The following is a 20442-nucleotide window of genomic DNA, read 5'->3' on the forward strand; positions in this document are numbered from 1 at the left end:
CAGGGCTCAGCCGCGGCGCCGGCTCAGGCGCGGTGCGCGGCGATGACCTCGCCGAGGTGGGCGACGGCGTCCTCGATCACGGCGGGGGAGTGGGTGACGAAGCTCAGGCGCATCGTGGAGCGGTCCGCGTTGTCGGCGTAGAAGGACCAGCCGGGCAGATAGGCGACCCCGGCCGCGACCGCGTCGGCGAGCATCTCCTGCGCGTCGTAGCCCTCGCCGAGCGAGGCCCACAGGAACATCCCGCCCTCGGGCCGGGTCACGTGCGCGCCGTCCGGCGCACCGGGGAGATCGCCGCGGACATCGCGTCGCGCCGCTCGCGGTAGACGGCGCTGACCCGCGCGACGTGGGCGTCGAGGTCCACGGTCTCGAGATAGCGGGCGACCATCAGTTGATCCACCACGGAGGACTGCATCGAGATCGCGGCCTTCGCCACGGCGAGGGTGTCGAGCACCGGGCCCTCCGCGCGCATCCACCCGATGCGCACGCCCGGGCTCATGAGCTTGCTCATCGAGTTCAACAGGATCGTGCGCTCAGCCATGCCGGGCGGCGCCGCGATCGGTGCCCAGGTGCCGCCGGTGAAGCTCAGCGCGCCGTAGGGGTCGTCCTCGATCAGTGGCACGTCGGTGCGCTGCGCAGCACCTCGGCGACGGCCTGGCGGCGCTCGATCGGCATCGTCCTCCCGGTCGGGTTCTGGAAGGTGGGGATCAGGTACACCATCCGCGGATGGTGGGTGCGGATCGCCTCCTCGAGCGCCTCGGGGATCACGCCGTCGTCGTCGGTGTCCATCCCGATCATCCGCGCGCCGTGCACGGAGAAGGCCTGGACCGCGGCGAGATAGGTCGGGGACTCCACCAGCACCACGTCGCCCGGCTCCAGCGGCGCCTGGGCGACGACGAACAGCCCCTCCTGCGAGCCGGAGGTGACCCGGATCTGGGAGGCGTCGGTGGGGAGATCGCGCGAGACACGGCGCGCGGCCTGCTCGCGCGGCTCGAGCTCGCCCTCGCTGACCCCGTACTGCGGCGCGCGATGGCCCTGCTCGGCGAGCACCCAGTCGTAGCAGGCGGTGACGTCCTCGAGCGCGAACAGCTCCGGGTCCGGGATACCGCCGGCGAAGGAGACCACGTCCTCGCGGGCGGCGAGGGAGAAGATGTCCTTGAGCGGGGAGGACTCCATCCCCGCGTAGCGCGCGGCGACGGGGAAGCGGAACGAAGCGGGGCTCGGGGTCGTGGTCATCGCACCATCGTGTCACGCAGGCCGCACGGGAGCGGGCGGCGTCGCAGTGAGATCCGCCCGCCGCCTCCCTGGCCCTGCCGGGACTCGGAGAGGACACTGGAGGGATGGATGCGGGCGGGCAGGGCACGACGGCGACGCGGTCGCGCGCCTCGGGCGGCGTCTTCGCCGAGGAGGAGGCCGAGGTCGCGCGCGCGGCCGCCCGGGACGCTGACGAGCTCGAGGCGATGACCCGTCGGCGCGAGGCGGGGGAGTTCCTCGAGCAGGTGGTGGAAGAGGTGGAGGTGATGGGGGAGCGCCTCGTCGTCGCCCCCGGGGTGTTCGTGCCGCGACAGCGCACGGCCCTGCTGATCGGGGAGGCGGTGCGGGAGGCCCGTGCCCGGCGCGCGCCGCGGGTGCTCGAGATGTGCGCGGGCGCCGCGCCCGTCGCCGCGCTGGTGGCCCGCGGCGTGCCCGGTGCGCGCGTTCACGTCGCCGACGTCGACGACGCGGCGCTCGCCGTGGCCCGGCAGAACCTCCCCGCGGAGGCGGTGCTCCACCTCGGCGACGGCTGGGCGGCGCTCCCTCCGGGCGAGCGCTTCGACGTGATCGCCGCGGTCCCGCCCTATGTGCCGCGGGACCGTCTGGCCCTGATGCCCCGCGAAGCACGGGAGCACGAGCCCCCGGCCGCCCTCCTGGGCGGCGAGGACGGGCTCGACCACGTCCGCACGCTCCTTGCCGGAGCCGCCGACCGCCTCGCCCGGGGCGGCGTCGTCGCTCCTGGGAGCCGCACCGCGGGCAGTGCCGCGCCGCGGCCGAGGTCGCCCGCGCCACCGGCCGGCTCGGCGCGGTGGACCAGGTGCTCGGCGAGGACGACGGCACCGCCGTGCTCGCGGGTGCGCGACCCCGCGGGCGACCTCATCCGCATCCAACAGCCCACCGACTGACCGACCCGAGCCCGACACCAGGAGGGGCACCATGAGCACAGACGCCGACGACACCCCCGGCACCTTCAGCGCCGCCGAGAAGGACGCGATGCGCGCCCGTGCCGAGGAGATCCGCGCCGAGAAGGCCCAGGGCCGCGGCGCGAAGAAGCGCGAGAACGACCGGACGAAGCTCGAGGAGCTGATCGCCGGCCTGCCCGAGGGCGACCGCCGCGACGCACATCGCGTTCACGAGATCGTCTCCCTCGTCGCTCCGCGGCTCGATCCCCGCACCTGGTACGGGATGCCCGCCTGGGCCCTCGACGGCGAGGTGATCTGCTTCTTCACGCCGGCCTCGAAGTTCGATGAGCGCTACAGCGGCTTCGGTTTCAACGCCGCCGCCCGCCTCGACGAGGGCGGCATGTGGCCGACGGCCTTCGCGGTCACCGAGGTGGACGACGCCGCCGCCGAGCGGATCGCGCGACTCATGGCGCGCGCCCTCGGCGATTGACCGACGGATGCCTGCAGACGGGCGGCGGCCCAACGGCCCGAGCCCGGTGCGACAGCGGGTGGGATCCGAGCACGCCCGAGGCGTTGGAGCCGCGGTGCGACGGCGGGGACGAGCGCCGGAACGGAGACGGGCCGCATCCCCCTGAACTGGGGAGATGCGGCCCGGATGCTGGAGCGGGCGACGGGAATCGAACCCGCGTAATCAGTTTGGAAGACTGAGGCTCTACCATTGAGCTACGCCCGCATGCGGCACCTATTGAACCAGATCAGAGCCGTCCGAGCACATCCGGCGTGGCTGGGACGACATGCATCTGCTCACAGCGCCCCGGGCGCTCCCCGCCGCCGCACGGGCGGAACGGGTAATATTCCCTGGGTTGCCTTCCGGGGTGTAGCTCAGCTTGGTAGAGCACCCGCTTTGGGAGCGGGAAGTCGCAGGTTCAAATCCTGTCACCCCGACTCCGCCGCCGGGTCGCCGCCGCGCGAGCTCCGGGGCGCCACCAGAATCGTCCATCCGATGTCCATCTACAGGGAGACCTGACCAGTGAAGACCGAGTCCGAGAAGCTCAGCCCCACCCGGGTGAAGCTCACCGTCGAGGTGCCCTTCGACGAGCTCAAGCCCGCCGTCGAGGCGGCCACCACGAAGATCGCCGATCAGGTGCAGATCCCCGGCTTCCGCAAGGGCAAGGTCCCCTCCAAGCTCGTAGAGCAGCGCTTCGGCCGCCCTGCGATCATGCAGGAGGCCGTCAACGACGCCCTGCCCGACTTCTACCAGCAGGCCGCGGCCGAGGCGGAGCTCAAGCCCGTCGGCCGCCCCGAGGTCGAGGTCACCGAGGTGCCGGGCCTGGACGGCTCCGAGGAGGGCAACCTGCTCTTCACCGTCGAGCAGGACGTCCGCCCCGAGATCGAGTCGCCCGACTTCGCCTCCTACGAGGTCGAGATCGAGGAGCCCGAGGTCGACGCCGACGCCGTCCAGGTGCGCCTGGACGAGCCGCGCGAGCGCTTCGGCACCCTCGTGGGCGTGGACCGCCCGGCCGAGGACGGCGACTTCGTCTCCCTCGACATGATCGCCACCATCGACGACGAGGAGATCGAGTCCGTCGAGGGCGTCTCCTACCGCATCGGCGAGGGCAACATGCTCGAGGGCCTCGACGAGGCGCTCATCGGCCTGTCCGCCGAGGAGTCCACCACCTTCGTCTCGAAGCTCGCCGGCGGCGACCGCGCGGGCGAGGAGGCGCAGGTCAAGGTCACCGCGCAGTCCGTGAAGGTGCGCGAGTCGCCCGAGGCCGACGACGAGTTCGCCGAGATGGCCTCCGAGTTCGACACCATCGACGAGCTCAAGGAGGACCTCAAGGTCCAGGCAGAGAAGGACGCCGAGGGCAACCGCGTGGCGCTCGCCCGCAACGCCCTGCTCGAGAAGCTCCTCGAGGAGCTCGAGATCCCCGTGCCCGAGCGACTGGTCGAGGACGAGATCCTCTCCCACCTGCAGAACGAGGGCAAGGAGGCCGGCGACCCGCACGCCGAGGAGATCCGCGAGGACACCGAGAAGGCGATCCGCGCCCAGTTCGTGCTCGACGAGATCAACGGCACCCGCCAGGTCGACGTCGACCAGAACGACCTCATGAGCTACATGACGCGGCTCTCCGCGCAGTACGGCATCGAGTCGAACCAGCCGCTGCAGATGCTCGCCCAGTCCGGCCAGCTCGAGCAGATCTTCGCCGAGGTGCGGCGCTCCAAGGCGCTCGACGTGGTCCTCGCCGACGTCACCGTCAAGAACGCGAAGGGCGACGTGCTTGACCTCGGCCTGAAGGCCGAGGAGGCCGACGACGCCGAGCAGGCCGAGGACTCCGAGGAGAAGCCCGACGCGAAGAAGGGCGCGGCGAAGAAGGCTCCGGCCGAGAAGGCCGCCGCCGACGAGTCCGCCGAGGACGCGGAGGCCGAGAAGCCCGCCGCGAAGAAGGCTCCGGCCAAGAAGGCCCCCGCCAAGAAGGCGGCGGCGAAGGACGAGGCCTCCACGGACGAGACCGCCGAGTGACCCTCCGCCGCTGACGGGGCCTGGCCCCGCACGGCAGATCGACGGGCCGTCACCCCTTCCGGGGGTGGCGGCCCGTCGGCGTCGGTGGGAGACTGCCCGTCCTGGCGAGCGCCGGGGACCGCGGACTCCCGGGAGCGACGCATGGCACCGCACCGACCCGACCGCCCCGACGACCCCGTTGCGGCCACGGCCAGCATGCGGGCGCCGCGGGGCAGGGTCACCTGGGGGTTCACCGCCTCGCTCGACGGCTTCATCACGGGGCCCGAGCACGACATGGCGTGGCTCGAGGCCTGCCCGCCCATGGACGGCGAGGTCGTGGCGCGGCTCGCCGACAACGTCGGCGTGATCATCTCCGGCCGGCGGGGCTACGACGCCGCGGTCGCGCAGGCGGCCGAGCGCGGCGAGCTCACCTCGGAGGCCTACGGCGGCGCATGGAGCGGGGTCGAGATCATCCTGACCCATCGGCCGGAGGAGCTCGCCGGCGATCCCTCGGTGACCGCCCTGGACGTCGACGTGGCCGAGGCGATCCGTCGCGCCCACGAGCTCGCGGGCGGCAGGGACGTGCAGATCATCAGCGCCGACATCGCCCGCCAGGCCCTCGAGCTCGACCTCGTCGACGAGCCGCAGATCTTCTCCGCGCCGGTGATGCTCGGCGACGGGACGCGCGCCTTCTCGGTGCCCGGCGGGCGGCGGATCGACTGGGAGCTGGTCGGGCCGATCCCCGGCGCGGAAGCAGGATGCGGCCGGATCTACCGTCCCCGCGGGGCGGCGGGGAACGGTGCAGCGGCCGGATCGAGCGGGGACGGATGAATGAGAACGGCCCGGCTCCCGCGAGGGGAGCCGGGCCGTGGACCGGGGAGCCGGTGGCTCAGCGGTAGGTGACGAAGCCGATCGGGTTGCCCCAGATGGAGCGCTCGACGACGCGCCGCTTCGAGCCGGAGGCGTCGATGATCTGGCCGTTGCCGGCGTAGATCGCGACGTGGCCGGACCAGGCGACGATGTCGCCGGGCTGGGCCTGCGACTGGGAGATCCAGCGGCCGCCGTTGGCGATCTGGCCGGAGGTGCGCGGCAGCCGAGATGCCGGCGGCCTTGTAGGCGTAGTTCACCAGGCCCGAGCAGTCCATGCCGCTGAGCGAGGAGCCGCCCCAGGAGTAGGGGGTGCCCACGGCGGAGCGGGCCGCGTTCACGATGGTGCTGGAGGAGCTGGAGGAGGAGCTCGAGGCGCTCGAGGACGGAGCGGACGCGCCGCCGGTGGAGACGCCGCCGTTCAGGGCGGCGCGGGTGTTCGGGCCGACGACCCCGTCGACCTGGAGGCCCTTGGAGGACTGGTAGTCCTTGACCGCCGCGTGGGTGCGCTTGCCGAACACGCCGTCGACCGCGAGGCCCGCGCCGTTCGCGTTCAGCGCCGTCTGCGGCTCCTGCACGGCGCCGCCGCGGGAGCCCCAGCGGAGCTTCTGGGTGGAGTTCAGGGCGGCCGACGGGGCGACCGAGGGGGCGGCGTCGGCAGTGGCCGGAGCGGCGGCGGCCGGAGCGGCCGGGGCGCTCGGGGCGGCGGGCGCGGCCTGGGCCGAGGCGCCGGTGAAGGCGGTGCCGAGGACGACGGTGCCGAGGACGGCGGCGCCGCCGAGGCCGCGGGCCGCGGTACCGGCCTGGCGGGTGGGGAGCTGAGCGCGGCCGGGGAGACGGTGGGAGTTGTGCTGAGCCATGATGAGCGGGAGTTCCTTCCGATCCCGACCGGGGGTCGGGGGCATTCCTGCGGGATGTCGCGACCTCTGGGGCCGGGGTGGTGACTTCAAGGTAGGAGGGTCGCCGGGCGGTTCTGAAGGCGCTTGGCGGACCCGGAGAACGCTCTTTGTCTCTTTTTTACACTTCGGCAGGAAGTCGTGACCGACTCTCGCCCCTCCTTGACGTTCCCGGGGGCGGGGCGCCACAGGGGCCGCGACGCCGTGGCAGTGCGCCTGCGGCGAACAGGACCCGTCACCCTCCCACCCAGCGCCTAGAGTCGACGCATCGACGATTCCCGCGATCAAGGAGCCCCCGTGACCTCTCAGACCCCGCAGAGCGCCAGCCCTCCGCGCCCCGTGACGCGGCCGGCGATTCCCCGATGGGCCTCGACGACAACGTCTACCAGCGCCTTCTGCGCGAGCGCATCGTGTGGCTCGGCTCTGAGGTCCGCGACGAGAACGCCAACGCGATCTGCGCCAAGATCCTCTTGCTGGCCGCCGAGGACCCGGACAAGGACATCTACCTCTACATCAACAGCCCCGGCGGCTCGATCACCGCGGGCATGGCCATCTACGACACGATGAAGTTCGTCAAGCCGGACATCGTGACCGTCGGCATGGGCATGGCGGCCTCGATGGGCCAGTTCCTGCTCTCCTCCGGCACGAAGGGCAAGCGCTACGCGACCCCGCACACCCGCGTGCTCATGCACCAGCCGCTCGGCGGCCTCGGCGGCACCGCCACCGACATCCGCATCCAGGCCGACCTCATCCTCTCGATGAAGAACCAGCTCGCCGAGCTGATCGCCGAGCAGACCGGCAAGAGCGTCGAGCAGATCCACGCCGACTCCGACCGCGACCACTGGTTCACGGCGGCGGAGGCCCTGGAGTACGGCTTCATCGACAAGATCGTCGCCGGCTCCGGCGACGTCACGGGCGGCGGCGGCACCGACAGCTGATCGCCCCCTCCAGCACCTTCCGACACCTTCGAGACCAGGAGACCCCGTGACCTTCGATCCCCGCACCATCGGCGCTCTGCCCATGGCCCAGGCCGGCGCGCGCCCGCCGCCGCCGCTCAGATGCCGACCTCCCGCTACGTCTTCGCCCCAGTACGAGGAGCGCACGCCCTACGGCTTCAAGCGCCAGGACCCCTACACCAAGCTCTTCGACGACCGCATCATCTTCCTCGGCGTGCAGGTGGACGACGCCTCGGCCGACGACGTCATGGCGCGGCTGCTCGTGCTCGAGTCCCAGGACCCGGACCGCGACATCACGCTGTACATCAACAGCCCCGGCGGCTCGTTCACCGCGCTGACCGCGATCTACGACACGATGCAGTACATCAAGCCCGAGATCACCACCGTGTGCCTCGGCCAGGCGGCCTCCGCCGCCGCCGTCTTCGCTCGCGGCCGGCGCGCCCGGCAAGCGCCTCGCGCTTCCGAACGCCCGCATCCTCATCCACCAGCCCGCGATGGGCGGCGAGGGTGGCGGCGGCCAGGCCTCCGACCTCGAGATCCAGGCCAACGAGATCATGCGCATGCGCGAGTGGCTCGAGGAGACCCTCGCCCACCACTCGGGTCGCACGAAGGAGCAGGTCAGCGCCGACATCGAGCGCGACAAGATCCTCACCGCGCAGGGCGCCCTCGAGTACGGCCTGGTCGACCAGGTGCTCACCTCCCGCAAGGAGGCGCGTTCGGCGCTCGGGCGCTGACGCGTCGGCGGGCCGCCGCGACGGCTCCGCCGCACGACGATCGACCACGACGGCCCCGCTGCGGCGGGGCCGTCGTTCTGCCCACAGCGAGCCTGCGCGGTCACGCCAGGAGCGGCGGGTAGGCTGGACGGACCTGAGCGCCGAGGAGGATGACAGCTGTGGCACGTACGAGCGAGAACGGGGACGTTTTCAAGTGCTCCTTCTGCGGCAAGTCGCAGAAGCAGGTCGAGCGACTGATCTCGGGGCCGGGGGTGTACATCTGCGAGGAGTGCATCGAGCTGTGCAACGAGATCATCGCCGAGGAGATCCAGGCCGCTCAGCCCGCCGCCGAGGAGCAGGCCCCGCGCCCGCCCCGCGTGAGATCTTCGACTTCCTCGAGGAGTACGTGGTCGGCCAGGAGCCCGCCAAGCGCGCCCTCGCCGTCGCGGTCTACAACCACTACAAGCGCGTGCGCGCGCAGGACGCCGCGCAGGCGGCTCCGAACGCGAAGAGCGCCGCCGCGACCCTCGCCGAGGAGGCGAGCGACGACCACGAGGACATCGAGGTCTCCAAGTCCAACGTCATGCTGGTGGGCCCCACCGGTCGCGGCAAGACCTACCTCGCCCAGACCCTCGCCAAGATGCTCGACGTCCCCTTCGCGATGGCGGACGCCACCGCGCTGACCGAGGCCGGCTACGTCGGCGAGGACGTCGAGAACATCCTGCTGAAGCTCCTGCAGGCCGCGGACTACGACGTGAAGAAGGCCGAGCGCGGAATCATCTACATCGACGAGGTGGACAAGATCGGCCGCAAGGCCGAGAACCCCTCGATCACCCGTGACGTCTCCGGCGAGGGCGTGCGGCAGGCGGCGCTGAAGATCCTCGAGGGCACGGTCGCGGCGGTGCCGCCGCAGGGCGGGCGCAAGCACCCCCATCAGGAGTTCATCCAGATCGACACGACGAACGTGCTGTTCATCGTGGCGGGCGCCTTCGCCGGCATCGAGGACATCATCGGCTCCCGCATCGGCAAGCGCGGGATCGGCTTCGGCTCCGAGTCGCACTCCCCGCTCGCGCAGGAGGCGCTGTACTCGAAGCCGCTGCCCGAGGACCTGCTGAAGTTCGGCCTGATCCCCGAGTTCATCGGTCGCCTGCCGGTGATCACGAGCGTCTCGAACCTCGACCGGGAGGCGCTGATCACGATCCTCACCGAGCCCCGCAACGCGCTGGTGAAGCAGTACCGCAAGATGTTCGCACTGGACGGCGTCGAGCTCGACTTCGAGCGCGGCGCCCTGGAGGCCATCGCGGACAAGGCGGTCGAGCGGGAGACCGGTGCGCGCGGCCTGCGCGCCATCCTCGAGGAGTCCCTGCGACCGGTCATGTTCGAGGTCCCCTCCCGGGACGATGTGGTCAAGGTGGTCATCACCGAGGGCGTCGTGACCGAGGGCCGGGCGCCCCTGATGCTCACCGGCAAGGACGCGGATCGCGAGCACGACAGCGACCGGCAGGAGCGCACCGCATGAGCGCACCCGGCCACGCGGGCGCGCCGCGCGAGGCGGACGTCGCCCGGGCCCGGGAGCCGCTGGGCGAGGAGCGGCGCAAAGCATCGACAACATCGACGCCGCCCTCGTGCACCTGCTCGCCGAGCGCTTCTCCCACACCCAGCGCGTGGGCCTGCTGAAGGCCGAGCACGGCCTGCCGCCGGCGGATCCGGACCGCGAGCAGCGAGCAGATCGAGCGCCTGCGCTCCCTCGCCGATGCCGCGGGGCTGGACCCCACCTTCGCCGAGGCGTTCATGCGCTTCATCGTCACCGAGGTGATCCGCCACCACGAGCGGATCCGCGACGAGGGTGCCGCCGGGGCCTGATGTCCCCAGCGGGTTCGTTCGTCCCGCCGACGGGCTCTCGGCGGGCCCGCTCCGCCCGGCCGACGGGTCCGGTTCGCCCATCCGGTCGGTCCGCTCCTCGCAGACCGCGCCGTCCGAGCCGAAACCGCTGATAGCATCCGGGACATGGCTCGAAAGACGTTCCTCGACTGGCCGGTGATCCGGCGGCTGCGCGGGGCGGATCCGATGGGACGCGGCACCGCCGTCACGTCCCCGCGGACCCGCAGCACCGCGCCGCGCACCGCAGAGGCGGACGGCGTCGCCGACAGCATCTGCCCGTACTGCGCCGTCGGGTGCGGCCAGCGCGTCTTCCACAAGGACGGACGCGTCATCAACATCGAGGGCAACCCGGACTCCCCGGTCTCCCGGGGGCGCCTGTGCCCCAAGGGCGCAGCGAGCGAGCGACTCGCGAACTCCTACCTGCGCCAGACGAAGGTCCGCTACCGCCGCCCCTACGGGACCGAGTGGGAGGACCTCGACCTCGACACCGCGATGGACATGATCGCGGACCGCTTCCTCGAGGCGCGCCGGAAGCACTGGGAGGACGAGGACGAGCAGGGCAACCCCCTCCGTCGGACGATGGGCATCGCGAGCCTCGGCGGCGCGACCATCGACAACGAGGAGAACTATCTGATCAAGAAGTTCTTCACCGCCGCGGGCGCCATCCAGATGGAGAACCAGGCCCGCATATGACACTCCGCCACGGTTCCCAGTCTGGGAGCCTCGTTCGGTCGTGGCGGTGCCACGAACACGGTGCAGGACTTCGCCAACGCTGACCTCATCGTCATCGAGGGCTCGAACATGGCCGAGGCCCACCCGGTCGCCTTCCAATGGGTGATCGAGGCGCGCAAGCGCGGCTCCCGGGTCATCCACGTCGACCCGCGGTTCACGCGCACCTCTGCGAACGCCGACCGGCACATCCCGATCCGCACCGGCACGGACATCGTCGCCGCTCGGCGGCGTGATCCGGCACGTGCTCGAGAACGAGCTGTACTTCAAGGAGTACGTGCAGGCGTACACGAACGCCTCGACGCTCGTCTCCGAGGAGTACGGCGATCCCGAGGACCTCGGCGGCCTGTTCTCCGGCTACGACCCGGAGACCGGCACCTACGACAACTCCACCTGGGCATATGCGGGTGATCCCGACGCGATCGCGCGCGGCCTGCCCGAGCGGGACGAGACCTTGCAGCACCCCCGCACGGTCTTCCAGATCCTGAAGCGTCACTACGCGCGCTACACCCCGGAGATGGTGCAGGAGACCTGCGGCATCGCTCCGGAGGACTTCGAGTACCTCGCGAGTTCGATCGCGGAGAACTCGGGCCGTGAGAAGACGACGATGTTCGCCTATGCGCTGGGCTGGACCCAGCACCAGGGCGGGGCGCAGATGATCCGCACCTCCGGCATCCTCCAGTCGCTCATGGGCAATATGGGACGCCCCGGCGGCGGCATCATGGCGGCGCGCGGACACGCCACCATCCAGGGCTCCACCGACATCCCGACGCTCTACCACATCCTGCCCGGCTACCTTCCTATGCCGAAGGCCGGACAGGACGACTTCGACGAGTACACGCGACTGGTGGGGAAGAAGGAGCAGAAGGGCTTCTGGGCCAATGCGGACATCTACACGATCAATCTGCTGAAGGCCTGGTGGGGGAAGCACGCCACGGCAGAGAACGACTGGAGGTATCACTACCTGCCCCGGCTCACCGGCGCGCACGGCACGTACCAGACCGTCATGCGGATGCTCGAGGGCGGGGTCGACGGGTACTTCCTGTTCGGCCAGAACCCCGCTGTCGGCTCGGCCAACGGGCGTATGCAACGTCTGGGCCTGACGCACCTGAAGTGGATGGTGGTGCGCGACTTCTACATGATCGAGTCGGCGACCTTCTGGAAGGACGGACCCGAGATCGAGTCGGGGGAGCTCTCTCCGGAGCAGATCGGCACCGAGATGTTCTTCCTCCCGGCCGCGAACCACACCGAGAAGGCCGGGTCGTTCACGCAGACCCAGCGCATGGTGCAGTGGCGTGACCAGGCCGTCGAGCCGCCGGGCGACGCGAAGAGCGATCTCGAGTTCATGTACGAGCTGGGACGCCGCGTGCGGGAGAAGCTCAAGGACTCCTCCGACCCTCGCGACCGGCCGATCCTCGACCTGACCTGGGATTATCCTGTCAACGAGCACGGCGAGCCGGACGCCGAGGCGGTGCTCGCCGAGATCAACGGCCGACACATCTCCGGTGAGAGGGCCGGGCGACCGCTGGCCTCCTTCGGGGAGATGAAGGACGACGGCTCCACGAGCGGAGGTCGCTGGATCTACTCCGGCGTCTACGCGGACGGGATCAACCGTGCCCGGAAGCGGACACCCGGTCAGGAGCAGGACGAGACCATGACCGACTGGGGCTGGGCCTGGCCCGGGAACCGACGGATCCTCTACAACCGGGCCTCGGCCGATCCCGAGGGCCGCCCGTGGAGCGAGCGGAAGAAGTGGGTCTGGTGGGACGAGGAGACCGGGACATGGACCGGGAAGGACGTGCCCGACTTCCCGCCCACGAAGCGTCCCGACGACCCCGGTGACCCGGGCAAGGGCGGCGCGGCGGCGCTGGCGGGGACCGATGCGTTCACGATGCAGTCCGACGGGCGCGGATGGCTCTTCGCGCCGACCGGCATGGTGGACGGGCCGTTGCCGACCCATTACGAGTCGCCGGAGTCGAACATCCCCAATCCTCTGTACCCCCAGCAGTCCAACCCCACCAGGGTCACCTTCCAGGACGAGGACAACCTCAGCTCGCCGGGCGCGTCGGCGCAGGGCGGTGAGGTGTATCCGTACGTGTTCACCACCTACCGGATCACCGAGCACCACACCGCCGGCGGCATGAGTCGGTTCCTGCCCTATCTCTCCGAGCTCCAGCCGGAGATGTACTGCGAGGTCTCCCCGGAGCTCGCCGCGGAGATCGGGCTCGAGCCCTACGGGTGGGCGACGATCATCTCGGCCCGCAACGCGATCGAGGCGAAGGTTCTGGTCACAGAGCGGATGACCCCGCTCCACGTGGGCGGGCGCACTGTCCACCAGATCGGCCTCCCGTTCCACTGGGGCCGCGGCGGCGCCGCGGTGGTGCAGGGCGACGGGGCGAACGACCTGATCGGGATGAACCTCGACGCCAACACGCAGATCCAGAACAGCAAGAACAACTCGTGCACGATCCTGCCCGGGCGCCGCCCCCGCGGGCCGGGCCGTGCCGAGCTGGTGGAGGAGTACCGCCGCAGGGCCGGGCTGATCCCCGCGCCGCACCCGCAGGTCGACGGGGCCGAGGGCGCTCCCGGTGCCGGCCCGGCCACGGGCGGGACCGCGCACGAGATGCGCGGTCCGGAGGAGGCCACCGCCGTGCCCACAGGGGAGCCGTCGATGAAGGAGATGAGGAACCGATGAGCCTGCTCGCCGGACCGGAAGGACCCTCCGCGGACGCGGGATGGGACCACGACCACGAGCGCAAGGGGTTCTTCACCGACACCTCCATCTGCATCGGGCGCAAGGCCTGCGAGGTGGCGTGCAAGGAGTGGAATCGCAACCCGATCGACGGCAACCTCGAGATCCTCGGCTCGAGCTACGACAACACCGGCGAGCTCGGCGCGAACACCTGGCGCCATGTCGCCTTCGTCGAGCAGGGCCAGGAGCGGATCGAGGAGGCGCGGGAGTCCGGGCGCAAGCTCGTCAGCCTCGGCATGCCGGGGATCGGCCCGAAGTCCTCCGGCACGCGCGGCGCGACCCCCGCCGGTGACCTCTCGGACGTGGACCGCACCCCGCCGGACACCCCCGAGTTCCGCTGGCTGATGTCCTCGGACGTGTGCAAGCACTGCACCAACGCCGGTCGCCTGGACGTCTGCCCGACCGGTGCGATCTTCCGCTCCGAGTACGGCTCCGTCGTCGTGCGAGCAGGACGTGTGCAACGGGCGCGGCACCTGCGTCAGCGCCTGCCCCTTCGGCGTCATCGAGCGCCGCGACGACGGGACCGTCTCCCCGTTCGCCGTGCGCGAGGAGGAGGACCCCCGCCGCAACACCGCGAGCAAGTGCACGCTGTGCTACGACCGGCTGGTCGACGGCGAGCGACCGGCCTGCTCCGCCACCTGCCCCACGCAGTCGATCACCTTCGGCGACCACCCCGATCTCACGGCCGACGCGAAGCAGCGGGTCGCCGACCTGCACGAGCGCGGCATGACCGAGGCGCGGTTGTACGGGGCGAACCCCAAGGACGGCGTGGGCGGCACCGGCTCGGTGTTCCTCTGCCGCTGGACGAGCCCGAGGTGTACGGCCTCCCGCCGGACCCGCAGGTGCCCACTAAGGCGGCCGCCGAAGCTCTACGCCCGCACCGGCATCGCGGGCGCGGGGATGGTCGCGGCCGTCGCGCTGTCCTTCCTGGGGGCGCGTCGATGAGCATCACCGAGTACGACGCGGACCGTCCGCCGGAGAAGCCCCGCCGACGCGGCGGAGGGAAGCGTCGACGCCGCCGCGGCCTCGGCGAGGTCGGGATGGGCGACGGCTCCCGCGAGGGCGCGGTCGTCGAGGACGTCGAATTCGAGCGGTCCGACGAGTTCGACTCGTACTACGGTCGGCCCGTGGTCAAGGCACCGCCGTGGAAGGCGCCGATCGCCGTGTACCTGTTCCTCGGCGGCGTCGCCGGCGGGTCGGCGCCGCTGGCCTTCGGTGCGCAGTGCACGGATCGCCCGCTGCTGCGGCGCAATGCGCGCCTCACGGCGCTCGGCACCGTCGGTGTCGGCACGCTGGCGCTCATCGAGGATCTCGGCCGCCCCGAGCGGTTCCTGAACATGATGCGCACGGTCAAGGTCACCAGTCCCATGAGCCTCGGCACCTGGGTGGTGGGAGGTTTCGCCTCGCTGTCCGGCGTGCTCGGCGCGGTCGAGGTGGACCGTCTGACGGGGGAGAAGGTGCCGCTCGGGGCGCCGCGCCCCCTGCTCAAGGCAGCGGAGGCACCCGCCTCGCTCGGCCAGGTCGCCCTCGCCCCGCCGCTCGCCTCGTACACCGGTGCGCGCTGGGCAACACCGTGGTCCCCACCTGGGAGGCAGGCCGCGGCCACCTCCCGTACCTCTTCGCCTCCTCCGCGAGCCTCGCCGCCGGTGGTGCCGCGATGGTCACCACCCCTGTCGCCGAGGCCGGTCCCGCCCGGCTCCTCGCGGCCGCGGGGGTCGCCGGGGACGTGGCGAGCATGCACCTGATGAAGGAGTCGATGCATCCCCTGGAGCGGGAGCCGCTCGAGACCGGGACGCCGGGCAAGCTCCTGACCTGGGCGGAGCGCCTCGCGATCGCGGGCGGCGTCGGCACGCTCCTCGGCGGGGCGCGACCGCGTGATCGCCGCGGCGAGCGGCGCCGCGCCGCTGACCGCCTCGGCGCTGACCCGCTTCGGGGTGCTGAACGCCGGGCTCGAGTCCGTGAAGGACCCGCGCCGCGTGATCGAGCCGCAGAAGGCGCGCCTGGCGGCCCGCCGCGCCGCCGGCATCACCGACGACTCGATCACCACCGCCGGTTGAGCGGGCGGGCCGACGGGCGAGGCACCCGTCGGCCCTGCCGCCTCAGCCCTCCCTGCAGGTTCTGCCCGCCCCGCAGGCTCGGCCCGCCCTCCTGCCCGCCCCGCAGGTTTTGCTGTCCAGAGGATCGATGCGTCGCGTCGCATGGGTCGTCAGGCACGCAAAAGCGTGGCGCGCCGGAGACCGATCGGGAGAGGTGGGGTGGACCGCCTGCTCAGCGGACCTGGATGCCCTCTCCCGCGACGGTCTCGCCGATCACCGGATAGCCGGGCACCTCGCCGATCACCAGCAGGCCGCCCGAGGTCTGCGCGTCGGCGAGCAGCAGCAGATCGTCCTCGTCGATGCCGGGGCCGGCCTGGACGGCATGGCGCACCCACTCGAGGTTCCGTCGCGTCCCGCCGGAGACGAACCCGTCCCGCGGCGCCTCCGCCGCGCCCTCGACGAGCGGCACCGCGGCCCGGTCCAGGATCATCCCGACCCCGGAGGCGCGGCCCATCTTGTACAGGTGGCCCAGCAGGCCGAAGCCCGTCACGTCGGTCGCGGCCTTCGCCCCGGCCTCGAGCGCGGCCTTCGAGGCGTCCCGGTTCAGGGTCGTCATCACCTCGATCGCGGCGGCGGAGACCTCGCCGGTGGACTTCATGCGGTTGTTCAGCAGACCCACGCCGAGTGGCTTGGTCAGCGTGATCGGCAGGCCGGCCTCCGCGGTGTCGTTGCGCAGCAGACGGTCCGGGCGGGCGGTGCCGGTGACGGCCATGCCGTACTTGGGCTCGGGATCGTCGACGGAGTGCCCGCCGATGACGGGCACTCCGGCCTCCTTGGCGATCGCGAGACCGCCGGCGAGCACCTGCTGCAGCGGCTCGTAGGGCAGGACCTCGCGGGGCCAGCCGACGAGATTGATCGCGACCACGGGATCGCCGCCCATCGCGTAGATGTCGCTGAGCGCGTTCGCGGCCGCGATCCGGCCCCAGTCGTGGGCGTCGTCGACCACGGGGGTGAAGAAGTCCGCGGTGGAGAGCACGGCCGTGTCGCCGTCGGGCCCGCCGATCCGCACGGCGGCGGCGTCGTCCCCGTCGTCCAGGCCCACGATCACCTGGTCGTACTGCTGCCCGGCGAGCGAGGAGACGACCACCTCGAGCTCGCCCGGCGGGATCTTCGAGGCGCGACCGCCTCCGTGCGCCATCGTGGTCAGGCGGATCTCGGGGCGGGCCATGGGCTGGATGGGGGAGTCGCTCATGGCCCGACCCTAGCCCGGGCCGCCGGGGGAGGGCGAGCGTTGTCCCAGGTCCGGCGGTGATATCCTCGCCCGCGGAGGCGTACGTGTCCTGGTGGGCGCCCCAGTCTTCAAAACTGGTGAGACCGAGCATCTCGGTCTGGCGGGTTCGATTCCCGTCCGCCTCCGCCAATACTGCCGTCCGCCGCCGCGCGGACGCTCCGATCCCGTGCGCAGGAGGTCCCGTGCCCCAGTCCCCGAGCGACGCCGAGGGCACGACGACCCCGGGCCGGGGAGGCCACGGCGCCATCGGCCACGACGCGAAGGGCCCCGGCACGGCAGTCCCCGGCGCCAAGGGCCTCGGCACGGCAGGCCCCGGCGCGGAGGACCCGCGTCGGCGGATCCCGCGCACGGATCGCCTGCTCGCCCTGCCCGAGGTCGCCGCGGCGAGCGGCGCGATGGGGGAGCGTGTGGTGCACGGCCTGGTCCGCGCCGCCCAGGACCGGGCCCGCCGCGGCGAGATCGCCCCGGAGGATGTGACCGCCGCAGTGCTCGCCTCCCTCGGCGAGCACAGCGCCTCCTCGCTGCGCCCGGTGCTGAACGCGACCGGCGTCATCGTCCACACGAATCTCGGCCGGGCTCCGCTCTCGGCCGCGGCCCGGCAGGCGGTCCAGGACGCCGCCGGGTACACCGACGTCGAGTTCGACCTCGCCACCGGTGCTCGCTCCCGCCGCGGCGCCGGCGCGCGGGCGGGCCGCGGCGCTGGCCGCCTGTCCCGCGGCGGAGGACGCGCTCGTGGTGAACAACGGTGCGGCCGCCCTGTCGCTGGCCACGACCGCGCTCGCCGCGGGCCGCGAGGTGCTGTGGAGCCGCGGGGAGCTCGTCGAGATCGGGGCCGGTTTCCGGCTCGCGGAGCTCGTCGCCTCCGCCGGGGCACGGGTGCGGGAGGTCGGCACCACCAACCGCACCCATGCGAGCGACTACCGCGACGCGCTCACCTCCGGCACCGGCGGGGACCTGGGCGCCGCCGCCGCGGGGCCGAGCGCCGACGCACGGACCGCAGGCCCAGCGTCCGTCGGCGCGATCCTCAAGGTCCACACCAGCAACTACCGCATCGAGGGCTTCACCAGCGAGGTCGGGATCGCCGAGCTCACCGCGCTCGCGCACGAGCACGGACTGCCGCTGATCGCCGATCTCGGCTCGGGACTGCCGCGCCCCGAGCCCGCACTGCCCGACGAGCCCGACGTCGCCACCGCCCTCGCCGCCGGCGCCGACCTCGTCATCACCAGCGGCGACAAGCTCCTCGGCGGTCCGCAGGCCGGGATCCTGCTGGGCCGACGCGAGGTGATCGCGCGCCTCGCCCGCCACCCGCTGGCCCGTGCGGTCCGCGCCGACAAGCTCGCGCTCGCCGCGATCGAGGCGACCCTCGCCGGACCCGTCCCGCCCGTCCTCGCGGCGCGCGCACCGACCCGGACACGCCGCGGGAGCGGACCGACGCGCTCGCCGCCCGGCTCGCCGGCACGACGGTCGCCCATGACGGCCGCGTCGGCGGCGGGGAGGGGCCGAGGTGCCGCTGCCCGGCTGGGCGATCGCGCTCGAGGAGGAGCTCGCCGCGGAGCTCCGCACCGGGGACCCGGCCGTCGTCAGCACCGTCCAGGGCGGCGCGTGCCTGCTGGACCTGCGGCGCGTGCCCGCCGAGGACGAGGACACGCTGGTCGGCGCCGTCGCCGCGGCGCGGGAACGGTCGCGCGTCCGCGACGACCGCCGTCGCCCCGAGGACGCCTCCGCTCGCGCCTCCGCGCAGGATCCTGCGAAGGATCCTGAGCGATGATGCAGGTCATCGCCACCGCCGGGCACGTCGACCACGGCAAGTCCACCCTGATCCGCGCGCTGACCGGCATCGAGCCGGACCGCCTCGCCGAGGAGAAGCGGCGCGGCCTCACGATCGACCTCGGCTTCGCCTGGACCGTCCTGCCCTCCGGCCGGGAGGTCTCCTTCGTCGACGTGCCCGGCCACGAGCGATTCCTCGGAAACATGCTCGCAGGCATCGGCCCCGCCCCGATCGTCTGCTTCGTCGTCGCGGCCGACGAGGGCTGGCAGGCCCAGTCCAGCGACCATCGCGACGCCGTCGCCGCCCTCGGCATCGACCAGGGCCTGCTCGTGATCACCCGCGCCGACCTCGCCCCCGACAGGGTCCCGGAGGTCATCGCCCAGGCCCGCACGGAGCTCGCCGGCACCGGACTCGCCGCCGCGCCCGCCCTCGCGATCTCTGCCGTGACCGGGGAGGGGATGGACGTCTTCGCGCGCGCGGCTCGACGAGCTCGTCGCCGCCGCACGCCGGCCCGACCCCGGGCAGCGGGTGCGGCTGTGGGTGGACCGCGCCTTCACCGTCTCGGGCGCCGGCACCGTGATCACCGGGACCCTCGCCGCGGGCACCCTGCACCGCGAGGACCGGCTGGTGCTGATCGGCACGCACGGCGGTGCGGAGGCCGGGGACGAGGGGACCGAGGTGCAGGTCCGCGGTCTGCAGTCCCGCGGCGGACAGCTCGCCGAGCTCGGCCCAGTCAGCCGCGCCGCGGTGAACCTCCGCGGCGTCGACGCGGAGCACGTCGGTCGCGGCGACGCGCTGATCACCCCCGGAGCGTGGCACCTCAGCACCCAGGTCGACGTGCGCCGCACCACCGGCGAGGACCTCGCGGCCGCCCCGGGCGAGCTGATCGCGCACGTGGGTACAGCCCAGGTCACCGCGCGGGTGCGCCCCTTCGGCGAAGAGCATGCCCGGCTCACCCTCGAGCGCCCCTTGCCGCTGGCCGTCGGCGATGCGCTCGTCGCGCGCGGCGACGGCGGCCACGCCGTGCGCACCGGGGTGCGCGTCCTCGACGTCGACCCGCCCGCCCTGGCGCGGCGCGGCGACGGCCGTCGGCGCCAGGCCGTGCTCGAGGCGATGCCCGGGGGCGGGGACCTCGCCGGGGAGGTCGCACGCCGCGGCGCCGTGAGCGAGCAGGTCTTCGCGCCGCTACGGCCTCGCCGTCCCCGAGGAGTCGCCCGACGGGGTGGAGCGGCGCGGCGTGCGGCTCGTCGACGCTCGGGCGCTCGCCGACTGGCGGGAGAGGCTGACCGTCCTCGTCGCCGAGGCCGTCCGCGCCGATCCGCTCTCCGCAGGCCTGCCCCGCAAGGCCGCCGCCGATGCGCTGGCGCCGCCCACCCCGGAGCCGCTCGACGCGGTCGTGGCGGCCACCGGCCTCACGCTCGAGGTCGGCCGGGTGAAGGACCCCTTCGCCGCCGCAGGCCTCGGCGCCGCCGAGGCAGGGGTCGCGCGGCTCGAACGGCGGCTCGCAGAGGTCCCCTTCCGCGCCCCGGAGGCCGAGGACCTCGCCGCTCTCCGCCTCGGTGCCCGCGAGCTCGCCGCCGCCGCGGCGCAGGGACGGCCGCTGCGACTGCCCGACGAGGTCGTGCTCGCTGCCCGCCGCGCCCGCGCTCGCGATGCGGGAGCTGGCCCGGCTCGAGCGACCCTTCACCACCAGCGAGGCCCGCCAGGCGCTGGGGACGACGCGCCGCGTCGCGATCCCGCTGCTCGAGCATCTCGACGGCCGCGGCTGGACCCGTCGCGTGGACGCCGGGCACCGGGAGATCGTGCGCTGAGCACGGGCCGCGGATCGTCCTGACACACCGCTGTCCCCGGCATCGTCCCGGGGCGTGCGCCGACTGCTCGGGGCGGGCGCCGACGTGCC

General features: G+C 72.6%; 9 protein-coding genes, 3 tRNA genes and 9 pseudogenes. 15 read left to right on the plus strand and 6 right to left on the minus strand.

Translation table 11 applies throughout. The annotated features are described in order from the left end of the window. Positions 1 to 23 precede the first annotated feature (23 nt). Genes WKH84_RS19890 through WKH84_RS19900 form a run of 3 tightly spaced genes read right to left on the minus strand, consistent with a single transcriptional unit; the run spans position 24 to position 1233 of the window. Positions 24 to 260 carry a hypothetical protein gene (locus tag WKH84_RS19890; RefSeq protein ID WP_341854864.1) on the minus strand — a complete coding sequence of 79 codons (237 nt, stop codon included), beginning with the start codon at positions 258 to 260 and terminating at the stop codon, positions 24 to 26. Beyond that, positions 257 to 619: a hypothetical protein gene (locus WKH84_RS19895; protein ID WP_341854865.1), complete on the minus strand. Its 363-nt coding sequence runs from the start codon at positions 617 to 619 to the stop codon at positions 257 to 259. Before WKH84_RS19895 ends, WKH84_RS19890 begins: the two co-directional genes overlap by 4 nt. Beyond that, entirely contained in the window at positions 610 to 1233 is a 624-nt protein-coding gene (locus WKH84_RS19900; protein ID WP_341854866.1) for a PLP-dependent aminotransferase family protein, read from the minus strand. Before WKH84_RS19900 ends, WKH84_RS19895 begins: the two co-directional genes overlap by 10 nt. 104 nt (positions 1234 to 1337) lie before the next feature. Here WKH84_RS19900 and WKH84_RS19905 point away from each other — a divergent pair, with 104 nt between their 5' ends. Together WKH84_RS19905 and WKH84_RS19910 are read left to right on the plus strand one after the other, a co-directional pair. Next, on the plus strand, positions 1338 to 2156 hold the full coding sequence (locus tag WKH84_RS19905; protein WP_341854867.1) for a methyltransferase: 819 nt from the start codon (positions 1338 to 1340) through the stop codon (positions 2154 to 2156). Between the two features lie 31 nt (positions 2157 to 2187). Next, positions 2188 to 2643: a hypothetical protein gene (locus tag WKH84_RS19910; protein ID WP_341854868.1), complete on the plus strand. Its 456-nt coding sequence runs from the start codon at positions 2188 to 2190 to the stop codon at positions 2641 to 2643. A gap of 169 nt (positions 2644 to 2812) precedes the next feature. Here WKH84_RS19910 and WKH84_RS19915 read toward each other — a convergent pair. Then, a tRNA-Gly gene (locus WKH84_RS19915) sits at positions 2813 to 2886 on the minus strand. A 138-nt stretch (positions 2887 to 3024) separates the two neighbouring features. Here WKH84_RS19915 and WKH84_RS19920 point away from each other — a divergent pair. From WKH84_RS19920 to WKH84_RS19930, 3 genes are all read left to right on the plus strand, one after another. Then, positions 3025 to 3098: transfer RNA gene (locus WKH84_RS19920), tRNA-Pro, on the plus strand. Between the two features lie 85 nt (positions 3099 to 3183). Next, positions 3184 to 4674: a trigger factor gene (gene tig, locus WKH84_RS19925; RefSeq protein WP_341854869.1), complete on the plus strand. Its 1491-nt coding sequence runs from the start codon at positions 3184 to 3186 to the stop codon at positions 4672 to 4674. 141 nt (positions 4675 to 4815) lie between these two features. Continuing rightward, positions 4816 to 5484: a dihydrofolate reductase family protein gene (locus WKH84_RS19930; protein WP_341854870.1), complete on the plus strand. Its 669-nt coding sequence runs from the start codon at positions 4816 to 4818 to the stop codon at positions 5482 to 5484. 58 nt (positions 5485 to 5542) lie between these two features. On the opposite strand, the pseudogene WKH84_RS19935 reads toward WKH84_RS19930, so the two are convergent. Beyond that, positions 5543 to 6380: pseudogene (locus WKH84_RS19935) on the minus strand (NlpC/P60 family protein). A gap of 398 nt (positions 6381 to 6778) precedes the next feature. Here WKH84_RS19935 and WKH84_RS19940 point away from each other — a divergent pair. The 7 genes and pseudogenes from WKH84_RS19940 (at position 6779) to nrfD (ending at position 15504) form a co-directional block, all read left to right on the plus strand. Beyond that, complete coding sequence (locus WKH84_RS19940) at positions 6779 to 7354, plus strand: ATP-dependent Clp protease proteolytic subunit (protein ID WP_050815762.1); 576 nt, start codon at positions 6779 to 6781, stop codon at positions 7352 to 7354. Between the two features lie 120 nt (positions 7355 to 7474). After that, a pseudogene (locus WKH84_RS19945) lies at positions 7475 to 8106 on the plus strand (ATP-dependent Clp protease proteolytic subunit). Positions 8107 to 8264: 158 nt separating this feature from the next. Continuing rightward, positions 8265 to 9604: pseudogene (gene clpX / locus WKH84_RS19950) on the plus strand (ATP-dependent Clp protease ATP-binding subunit ClpX). Then, positions 9601 to 9948 (plus strand): annotated as a pseudogene (locus WKH84_RS19955) (chorismate mutase). Before clpX ends, WKH84_RS19955 begins: the two co-directional pseudogenes overlap by 4 nt. A gap of 144 nt (positions 9949 to 10092) precedes the next feature. Next, a pseudogene (gene fdnG / locus WKH84_RS19960) lies at positions 10093 to 13390 on the plus strand (formate dehydrogenase-N subunit alpha). Next, a pseudogene (locus WKH84_RS19965) lies at positions 13387 to 14392 on the plus strand (4Fe-4S dicluster domain-containing protein). Before fdnG ends, WKH84_RS19965 begins: the two co-directional pseudogenes overlap by 4 nt. Beyond that, a pseudogene (gene nrfD / locus WKH84_RS19970) lies at positions 14389 to 15504 on the plus strand (NrfD/PsrC family molybdoenzyme membrane anchor subunit). The pseudogenes WKH84_RS19965 and nrfD overlap by 4 nt, the downstream one beginning before the upstream one ends. A 211-nt stretch (positions 15505 to 15715) precedes the next feature. Here nrfD and selD read toward each other — a convergent pair. Further along, entirely contained in the window at positions 15716 to 16735 is a 1020-nt protein-coding gene (selD, locus tag WKH84_RS19975; RefSeq protein WP_341854871.1) for a selenide, water dikinase SelD, read from the minus strand. A gap of 73 nt (positions 16736 to 16808) precedes the next feature. Between selD and WKH84_RS19980 the strand changes: the two genes are divergently transcribed. The 3 genes and pseudogenes from WKH84_RS19980 to WKH84_RS19990 all read left to right on the plus strand — a co-directional run bounded on the left by WKH84_RS19980 (position 16809) and on the right by WKH84_RS19990 (position 20353). Continuing rightward, positions 16809 to 16903, plus strand: a tRNA-Sec gene (locus WKH84_RS19980). Between the two features lie 209 nt (positions 16904 to 17112). Continuing rightward, positions 17113 to 18542, plus strand: a pseudogene (locus tag WKH84_RS19985) (L-seryl-tRNA(Sec) selenium transferase). Further along, positions 18539 to 20353: pseudogene (locus tag WKH84_RS19990) on the plus strand (SelB C-terminal domain-containing protein). Before WKH84_RS19985 ends, WKH84_RS19990 begins: the two co-directional pseudogenes overlap by 4 nt. Positions 20354 to 20442: the final 89 nt, after the last annotated feature.

The organism is Brachybacterium sp. GPGPB12 (assembly GCF_038396325.1).
In the GTDB taxonomy this organism is placed as follows: Bacteria; Actinomycetota; Actinomycetes; order Actinomycetales; family Dermabacteraceae; genus Brachybacterium; species Brachybacterium conglomeratum.

Excerpts from the sequence above, each read along its gene's own strand:
- WKH84_RS19900 (WP_341854866.1), bottom strand. The coding sequence starts at position 1,233 with ATGACCACGACCCCGAGCCCCGCTTCGTTCCGCTTCCCCGTCGCCGCG.
- WKH84_RS19905 (WP_341854867.1), top strand. The coding sequence starts at position 1,338 with ATGGATGCGGGCGGGCAGGGCACGACGGCGACGCGGTCGCGCGCCTCG.
- WKH84_RS19910 (WP_341854868.1), top strand. The coding sequence starts at position 2,188 with ATGAGCACAGACGCCGACGACACCCCCGGCACCTTCAGCGCCGCCGAG.
- WKH84_RS19930 (WP_341854870.1), top strand. The coding sequence starts at position 4,816 with ATGGCACCGCACCGACCCGACCGCCCCGACGACCCCGTTGCGGCCACG.
- WKH84_RS19940 (WP_050815762.1), top strand. The coding sequence starts at position 6,779 with ATGGGCCTCGACGACAACGTCTACCAGCGCCTTCTGCGCGAGCGCATC.
- selD (WP_341854871.1), bottom strand. The coding sequence starts at position 16,735 with ATGAGCGACTCCCCCATCCAGCCCATGGCCCGCCCCGAGATCCGCCTG.